This is a genomic window from Paenibacillus sp. EPM92, from assembly GCF_016586185.1.
GTDB lineage: Bacteria > Bacillota > Bacilli > Paenibacillales > NBRC-103111 > Paenibacillus_G > Paenibacillus_G validus.
On record NZ_BCPS01000108.1, the window covers coordinates 19,897 to 28,240 of the forward strand.

At 57.1% G+C, this 8,344-nt stretch carries 7 protein-coding genes; 3 read left to right on the forward strand and 4 right to left on the reverse strand.

Annotated elements, in window-relative coordinates:
- Positions 1-198: 198 nt before the first annotated feature.
- The 3 genes from JMF85_RS26865 to JMF85_RS26875 are packed head-to-tail and all read right to left on the reverse strand — an operon-like array spanning position 199 to position 3,538.
- Complete coding sequence (locus JMF85_RS26865; RefSeq protein ID WP_141335300.1) at positions 199-801, reverse strand: nucleotidyltransferase family protein; 603 nt, start codon at positions 799-801, stop codon at positions 199-201.
- Entirely contained in the window at positions 740-1,915 is a 1,176-nt protein-coding gene (locus JMF85_RS26870; RefSeq protein WP_201319302.1) for an XdhC family protein, read from the reverse strand. The genes JMF85_RS26865 and JMF85_RS26870 overlap by 62 nt, the downstream gene beginning before the upstream one ends.
- A 30-nt stretch (positions 1,916-1,945) precedes the next feature.
- On the reverse strand, positions 1,946-3,538 hold the full coding sequence (locus JMF85_RS26875; RefSeq protein WP_155614454.1) for a PucR family transcriptional regulator: 1,593 nt from the start codon (positions 3,536-3,538) through the stop codon (positions 1,946-1,948).
- A gap of 599 nt (positions 3,539-4,137) precedes the next feature.
- On the opposite strand from JMF85_RS26875, the gene add reads away from it, so the two are divergent.
- Entirely contained in the window at positions 4,138-5,187 is a 1,050-nt protein-coding gene (gene add / locus JMF85_RS26880) for an adenosine deaminase (protein WP_141335306.1), read from the forward strand.
- Between the two features lie 188 nt (positions 5,188-5,375).
- A complete protein-coding gene (locus JMF85_RS26885) occupies positions 5,376-5,717 on the forward strand; it encodes a hypothetical protein (RefSeq protein ID WP_127607889.1) in 342 nt (113 codons plus the stop codon).
- Between the two features lie 105 nt (positions 5,718-5,822).
- Here the strand turns inward: JMF85_RS26885 and JMF85_RS26890 are convergent, their stop codons facing one another.
- Positions 5,823-7,289 (reverse strand): aminotransferase-like domain-containing protein, encoded by a 1,467-nt coding sequence (locus JMF85_RS26890; protein ID WP_127607888.1) that lies wholly within the window; start codon positions 7,287-7,289, stop codon positions 5,823-5,825.
- A 120-nt stretch (positions 7,290-7,409) separates the two neighbouring features.
- Between JMF85_RS26890 and JMF85_RS26895 the strand changes: the two genes are divergently transcribed.
- Entirely contained in the window at positions 7,410-8,315 is a 906-nt protein-coding gene (locus tag JMF85_RS26895; protein WP_127607887.1) for a DMT family transporter, read from the forward strand.
- The last annotated feature ends 29 nt before the right edge of the window (positions 8,316-8,344 follow it).

Sequence of the window (8,344 nt, forward strand, 5' to 3'; positions counted from 1 at the left end):
CCGTCCTATGTAGTCCTCCCTGCGCCCAAACCCGCTCAGCCGGACCCGTCTCGCGCAAATAGCGGAGCTTTCATTCGAAAATAACGGAACCACGATGCGCGATTCGCCTAAACCTCGCAGCTCGGTCCCTCCAGCATAACGATGCCCCTTACAGTTCCGCTATTTACTTCCACCTCTCCTTCCAGCCCCTTCACCGACTTATCCGCCGAGCACGTAACGTTCAATGAAAAGCTCCACTTCAAGCGGCGTGTCCAAATCCGTGAACCACGCCGCTTCCCCCTCCAGCAGTTTCCCGCGCAGCCGCGAGCCCGTCAGCAGCTTGCGCGCCCCCTCGTCCCCTGCCAAACGGCGCAGCGTGTCAAATACGGACGCTGCGAACAGCACCGGCGGCCGCGCCTCTCCCCGATCCGCCCAGGCTGCGAATTCAAGCGACGGATCGGCCCTGTATGCCGCCAACAGCCGGTCGATCATGTCCGCGCGCAGCAGCGGCTGATCCGCCAGCAGGACAACAACCGCATCATACGGACCGTTGTCGGCCGCAGCCGACAAGCCCGCTCGAATCGAGAGCGCCATTCCGAGCTCCGCCTCGGGCGCGGGAATGAGGAAGCAGCGTTCACCCGCGGCCTCCCCCTCTGCAAAAGGATACCAGTCCGGCCGCTCCCCTGAACGCGTAACAACGAAGATATCATCCAACCCGGATTGAGCCGCCTCCCGCAGCGCCATACCGCCAAGCGGACCCTTATCCCCGAGCGGGATGGACAGCTTGGGGACTCCCATTCGCCGGCTTTGACCGGCTGCCAAATACAGCCCCGCCGCCTTCAAGCGCACTTCCCCTTTCCCCGCGTATATCTGCCCGCCTGCGCACGGCAATCAACTCCGCCACGACGCTGACGGCGATCTCCTGCGGCCCGACCGCCCCGATGGCCAGCCCGATAGGCCAGTGCAGCCATGGCGGCGAGTTCATTCCTTCCAGCAACCGCCGGGTCCGCGCCTTCGAGCCGAGCACTCCGACGTAACGGGCAGCCCGCGGCCACAACGCCTGCAAGCATTGACGGTCGCGGCCCGGATGATGGCTCATCACCACAACGTAATCCGATTCGCTTACGCCGAGCCGCTCGACCGCCTCCACCGGCGAGCCGACGAACGTCCCACAGCCGGGAAAATGCCCCGGGCAGCAAAGCGATTCCCGCCAATCGGCCACGACGACGCGAAACCCGGACGCAGCAGCCAGCGCAGCGAGCGGCTCGGCATCCGCACCCGCGCCGAATATAAGCAAACGCGGCTTCGGTTCGCACAGCAAGCGGAAGCCATCGTCTTCCCAGCCTGTCGCCGCCTCCCCGGAACTTACCGCTTCCACTTCGTACTCCAGGCTCGCATCCAGCACTCCCGGCATTCCCCACATTTCCGGCCCCCTCGACTCTCCCGGCAGCCCCGGCATTCCCGATTCCTCGTGCCTGCCAAGCCCTTCCGGCGCGCCCGCCGCACCAGTGCCGCTCATGAATGCAGACCGGGCGGCCTTCGATTGCCGCCGCCGCACCAAGCAGCACGCTTCGCCGAGCCGCAATCGCGACAGCAGCTCGGTCAGCGCGTCGGCGAGCCTTCCTTCCACCGATTCCAGCAGCACCGTGATTTTTCCGCCGCAGCCGACCGTTTCTCCCCATGCCCAATCGTCGGCATCCCTCATGTCGTACTCAACCGTTTGCGGGGGACCGCCGGCCGCAATGTCCGGCACCCGTTCCATGACGTCGGCCTCCAGGCAGCCCGGACTGATCGCCCCGACACGGCGGCCGTCGGCATAAAGCAGCATCGAAGCGCCCTCCTTGCGGTAGCCATGACCCTCCACTCCGATGACTGTGGCCAGTACAGCATTCCCGCGCGTTTCGTCCCATGCGTCCAGCACCTCGTGGAACTCCATACCACCACCCCCTTTCAACTTATAAGACCGTTACTCCGAATCCCGCTCATCAAGCATGCGCCGGAACATAAACGCCAGCTTCAGCCTCAGCAAATCGTTCATTTTTTTGAAATCGGCCCCGAGGATTTCACCGATCTTCTCCAGCCGGTAGGCCACCGTGTTGCGATGCACGAACAAATGCTTCGCCGCCTCGTTCACCTGGCCGTCATGCTCCAGGAACGCTTCCAGCGTCCGCAGCATTTCGTGTGCGTAATCCGGGTCTTTGGCCAACAGCTCCGCCAGCACCTCTTGCCCGTACGTACGCATCTCGTTCGTCGGCACGTGGCGGAATACATAGGCCAGCTCCACCGATTCGAAGCGCACGACCTTGTCGGCGACGCCAAGCCGCTCCGCCAGCTCGAACGCCTCCGAGCACTCCATGTAAGCTTGCCGGAGAACAGCAGGCTTCGTTTTCTTATTGCTTACGGACATTCGAATTTGCGGCAAAATCCCTTTGTCCAACATACAGCCGAGCGCGCGGTTCATGATGTCCGGCAGCTTGCCGGAGCCTGCCCATTCGTCGCCCCGAAAAATCGAGAATACCCCGTTCCCCACCACGAAATGCACAACCTCCAGCTCGCGAAAAGCCGGGTTGTACTCCAGCTCCTCCCGAACGGCCTTGATGACCTCCCGGTGCGCCCCGTCCACCCCTGACATCACCTTCGTCAGCACACATTGATAGGAACCGCCCAGCACGCGAATACCCAGATCCTCCATCTGCGCCGTAAGCATCCCGACCGGCACGTCTTGACTCAAATAGCGGGCAAACATCCCGCCCAAATCGCGATTCAGCGAACGCTCCAGCTCATCGCGATAAATGCAGCTCAAGTGATGCGCGAGAATTTCCGCCGTTTGCACGAACAGTCCCTCTTCTTCCTTCATAAACGCCACCTCATGCCGGCCGAAGACCGCGTACCCGATACATTCCCGTTTGTACTCGACGGGAACGCGGTACATTTCGCCTCCTCCCGCCCGCAAGCGCCTGACCCCTTCGCGCCAAGGCCAACCTTCCAGCAGCTGCTTATCCCCGTACGACGTCGCATTGTAAATCAAATGGCCGCGCGAGCTCACCACGGCGAACGGCGTCTCTACAATCGCCTGCACTTGTTCAAAAAACATCGAATCCGACTGCGCGCCCAGCGCAAATTGCATCAGCTTCTTTTGCTTCTCCAGCAATCTTTGAAGCGATCGCGTATTTCGCTCCAGCTCCGCATGAAACAACCCGTTCATCTGATCGGAAAAGGTGAACTGATACGGCAGCTCGATCAGCGGAAATCCGAGCCGGTCCGCCTCCTCCACAATCGACTGGGGCACATTCGTCCAAAAACGGCCGAGCTTGATGCCCAGCCCCGCAGAGCCTCTCGCATGGAGCTTGCGCAGCAAATCGATCGCTTCTTCAGGCCGGTCCTTCATCACGTAAGCCGTCGTGAACAGCATCTCTCCGTCTTTGATCCATTCCGTAATATCCGGCGCATCCATCACATTGACCGATTTCACGATGCGTGCGGCCCCATCCCTCCCGGCGATCAAACGCCCTTCCGACAGCGGGTATACCGATAACGCCTGTTCGACCGTCATATTCATAGAACCCACCCTCCGCGCCAAAAAAACGCAAAATATAACATTCAATGTTATATTAATATTTATTTATGTAATAATATATAACACTAAATACAATTTTATGTAAACCGTCAAATCGATAAATTTTCATAAATTGGGCTGCCGAAGTTGCCTCCTTTACACCCGCCCCTAATCTCTGACCCTCCAATAAATCCAGTAAGACCTAGTATTTCAGCATTTCGCAATCCAATGATCCGAACCGTCCCCTAACGAGAGAACGCTGGAAACATCCGAAATTGAACGGCCGTGTTCAACAATTTGCAATTATTTATGTCATGTTCGTGTAATATATTAATTGAAAAACCCTTATTTTTTGTTTTTGTTGTTATGATTATTGACATAAATCATGACCGTACGTATAGTATTAAGAAAAGCTTCTGGTCGGAGCACTTTCGAGGAAGATGCATTCGTGTTTTGGCGGCAGCTTTTCTTGCGAAACCGTTTCTTGCGATACGGATCATGTCCAGCTTCCGTCCGTTAACTGAAGATCGTCGTTCCTATGCCGATAGACATTCCCGTTGAATGTCTATTTCCTTCTATAAATCGAAAGGAGAACAAGCGTTATGGATACCGTCATCACCAAGGAATTGATACGAAAGCTGCCGAAGGTCGACCTTCATCTGCACTTGGACGGCTGCGTCAAACCGGAAACGGCGCTCGAGCTGGCCAGTACGCTGGGCATTCCGCTGCCTGCCTCCGAGAAGGAGCTGCTGCTGCCTTATATGCAGGTGACCGACGATTGCGGAAGCTTGAAGGAATATTTAAGCAAGTTCGACTTTACGACGCCGTTTCTGCAAACGGGAGACGCCTTAAAGCGCGTCGCCCGCGAGGCGGTCGAGCAAGCCGCTGAGCACAGCTGCGGTTATATCGAGGTTCGCTTCGCGCCGCAGCTTCACCGGAAGAAGGGCTTATCCGTCGACGAAACGATGTACTGGGTGACCGAAGGGCTCAAACAGGGAGAAGCGCGCTGCGGCGTCAAAGCGCGCGCCATCGCGATCTGCATGCGCAACCATTCGCAGCAGGCCAATCGCGAGGTCGTGGAAGCCGCGGCCCGCTTCCTCGGCCAAGGCGTCGTCGCCGTCGACCTTGCGGGCGATGAAGCTTCGTTCCCGGCGGAGTTATTCCGCGATACGTTCGCGTTAGCCCGCAAACACGGCATTCCGATTACGATCCATGCCGGCGAAGCGGCAGGACCGGCCAACATTTATGAGGCCGTTACCCGGCTTGGCGCCGTTCGGATCGGGCACGGCGTGCGTCTGCAGGAAAACCCGGAAGTATTGGAGATTGTCAGAGAGCGGAACGTCCCATTGGAGCTTTGTCCGGTCAGCAACATCCAGACGAAGGCCGTATCCGGTTGGGAGGCGTATCCGATCAAGCAGTACTTCGAGCAGGGGTTGACGCTGACCGTCAATACGGATAATCCGACCGTATCCGGCACGACGATTACGCAAGAGTACCAAACGATCGCAGAGAAGTTTCATTTTACGCTGCACGAGCTGGCCGCGATCGTTATGAACGGCGTGGATGCGGCCTTCCTGGAGCCTCGCGAGAAACGGATCTTGAAGGCCGATTTCAAGCGCAAGCTGGGCGAGCTGCAGATTAACGTCCTCTAGGAAGTGCGCAAAGAAGCGCCTGCCGGAACACAAACCCGTCCAAGACGGAGTCGTGCCCCGATAGGCGCTTTTTGCGATGATCCTGAACAGGCGTCACGCCTCCGCGCAAAGTTTGCCATTTGAGTCTAATACGCTTGTCTCCTGCATAGTCATGAAGTATAAATCGAGGCAAAAGCGAGGTAATCCCCATGGACTTTAATAAACTGGCGCGTTATTGCGAACTGAAGGATCAGCACAAAAAAATAGAAGACGAGCTCGAATCGATTCGCAGAGACATCCTCTCGATGTACCCGGAAAGCGCGGAGCTGCACGTCAACGACTACACGGTAAAAGTCATTTATCAAGAGAAAAAGCAATTCGTCGACCACCTGTTATTCGACGCGCTGCCGGATCCGCAGCTATGGAAGAACGTATCAAAACCGGATCAAGCGAAAATTTCCGCCTTGCTTAAAGCGAACATTATTACCGAGGAAATGATTGAAGGAACCTACAGCGTGATCCGGACACCGTACCTCTACGTCAACAAGTAACTGTCCCCCCAGACAGACGCTGCGCCTCGGGCGCAGCGTCTGTTTGTCTTCTTCTCGCTTGAGCTTCAGCCAGCCGCCCCATGTCGGCTTGCCGGCACTTAACCGCTATGCTTTTCCGCCTGCTTTAGACCGTCCACCGCCACGATTGATGCTCCATGAGTCCATCGAACCTGCAAGAGCAATCAGCTTCCGCATCCCTTCCCTCAGCTGCGGCTCGTTCGCATAGGAGTAGCTGACGCGCGCCCAGGAGGTCAGCTCCCGCTTCGGATCGCAGATGATACCGGGGACAAAGGAAATCGACTGCCGCATGCTTGCGGCCAGCAGCTTCTCGGCCGATAGGCCGCCAGACAGGCGCACCCACAAATTCAATCCGCCCTGCGGGCTGATCCATTGCCAATCGGTAGCCGCAAGCTCCTCCTCCACGATCTCTTTACGGATTTGGAGAGCGATACGAAGCTTCTTGAGATGCTGCTGCAGCCGGTCCGATGTAAAATAATGCAAAAACATCTTCTGGTTCAACAGCGGAGAGCCGTTGTCCGATAACGACTTGGCGGTCAGCAGCGGCTTCATGAGCGGCGGTCTGCTCATAACAGCGGCAACCCGAAGCCCGGGGGAGACATATTTGCTAAACCCGCGGATGTAGATCACGCAGCCTTCCGTGTCATAAGTGAACAACGGCGGCGGCGGCTCCCGGTCGAAATAAATGTCGTAGCACGTATCGTCATCCACCAGCAAGCACCGGTATCGTTCCGCCAGCTCCACCAGTTTTTTGCGCTGTTCGACCGGAACCGTATAACCCGTCGGATTGTGGAACGTCGGGTTCATATAGAACAGACGAGGCTTATACCGGCGCATGCACCCCTCCACCTGCTCGAGATTATAACCGTCCGGGTGAATGTCCACAGGAATGATCTGCGCCCCCTGCTGGCGGAAAATATCATAGGCCACGCTATACGTCGGCCGCTCCAGCAATATCGTATCCATCGGTTTCACCAGGATACGGGCAATCAGATTAATCGCCTGCTGCGCTCCAGATGTAATGAGGATCTCATCCGCTGTCAGATGAAACAGGTGTCGCTTCGTGAAATACCGGCACAACGCCTCCCGCAGCTCCTCATCCCCCTGTACCGGGGAGTAGGTGGCCAGCACCTTCGGATACAGATCGAACACCCTTTTTACGTAATCCGTCAAATACATATTCGGAAGGAGGTTCGGATCAATGATCGCCTCGGACAATTGGTAAGCGACCGGGATGCGATGAATTTCAGACAAATGATTCACCGTCTCATAAGCGGGCACCAGCGCGTCCACGGCCTCCGGCATCTGAGAACCACTTGGCTGTAAGAAGTAACCCGACTTGTCCTTGACATATACTTTTCCCTGCTCCACCAACAGCCGGTAAGCGCGAAATACGGTCAGCCGGTGAACCTGAAGCTCTTGGGCAAGCTGCCGGATGGACGGCAGCTTCTCATGCTCCTTCCAGTCGCCGCGCCGGATCCGGTTCTCGATGTGATCGTACACCTGCTCGAATAACCGGTACGATTGACCGGTTGAATAAGATTGTCTCGGCATCCATGCCACATCCTTTGGTTCAACTTCTCCTATTGTACCTCATTCCTGGCCCATCTGTTCTATTCCATTTCATCTGTTCTACGCTTCCTCCTGTACGATGGATCAAAAGGAGGAACCGCGATGATCCTGTTCGGTTATTTGTTCATGTGCGCCATCTTCGGCACAACGTTTCTAGTTATTAAGGCGGGAATCGATGCGGGAGCCGCTCCCTTCTTCTCGGCCGGCATCCGCTTCTTGGCTGCGGGCCTGATTCTGTTTCTGTATATGCTGGGGAAGCGCCGAACCCGGCTGTCGCTGCTGTGGCGTAAAGAAACGCTGCTTACCGGCACGGGCCTTACATTCGGTACGTTCTCAACGCTGTACTGGGCCGAGCAATATGTCGCATCCGGTCTGGCCGCCGTGCTCTCGGCGACAGGACCGATCATGATGCTGCTGCTCCAAGCGCTCCTGCACCGCCAGAAGCCAACCGCCGCATCCGCTGCCGGCTGTGCGATCGGCTTTGCCGGCGTCGTCCTGCTGCTGCTGCCCGGCTTATCGCTGGGGATGAGCATGCTGTGGGTGCTGGGCTGTGTACTGATTTTACTGGGCGAGCTGAGCTATTCGTCGGGAGCCTTGTACACCAAACAAGTGATCACCCGATTTCCCGATACGTCGCCGATCGCGCTCAATGCTGCACAGATGATGCACGGCGGCGCGTTGCTCCTGATCTTGTCCCTGCTCACGGAGCGGATCGATCTCGCGCCCTACGCCACGCTTTCCGGCGCAGGCTCACTCGTGTACTTGACCGTCATCGGCTCCATGGTCGGGCACAGCTTGTTCTATTGGCTCGTCTCCAGGACGAACCCGGTGTTCCCGTCAACGTGGCTGTATGTTTCACCGCTGATTGCCATGACGCTTGGCAGCCTGTTGTATAACGAAGCCTTATCCTGGCTTACCGCGGCAGGGGGCATCCTCATCATATTCGGCATCGTTCTGGTGAACGCCGCCGGGCTGCAGAAATTGCATGCTGCTATGACGCGTACATGATTTTTTGGAGGTTTGAACTCATAAAAAAA

Excerpts from the sequence above, each read along its gene's own strand:
- add (WP_141335306.1), top strand. The coding sequence starts at position 4,138 with ATGGATACCGTCATCACCAAGGAATTGATACGAAAGCTGCCGAAGGTC.
- JMF85_RS26870 (WP_201319302.1), bottom strand. The coding sequence starts at position 1,915 with ATGGAGTTCCACGAGGTGCTGGACGCATGGGACGAAACGCGCGGGAAT.
- JMF85_RS26875 (WP_155614454.1), bottom strand. The coding sequence starts at position 3,538 with ATGAATATGACGGTCGAACAGGCGTTATCGGTATACCCGCTGTCGGAA.
- JMF85_RS26895 (WP_127607887.1), top strand. The coding sequence starts at position 7,410 with ATGATCCTGTTCGGTTATTTGTTCATGTGCGCCATCTTCGGCACAACG.
- JMF85_RS26890 (WP_127607888.1), bottom strand. The coding sequence starts at position 7,289 with ATGCCGAGACAATCTTATTCAACCGGTCAATCGTACCGGTTATTCGAG.
- JMF85_RS26885 (WP_127607889.1), top strand. The coding sequence starts at position 5,376 with ATGGACTTTAATAAACTGGCGCGTTATTGCGAACTGAAGGATCAGCAC.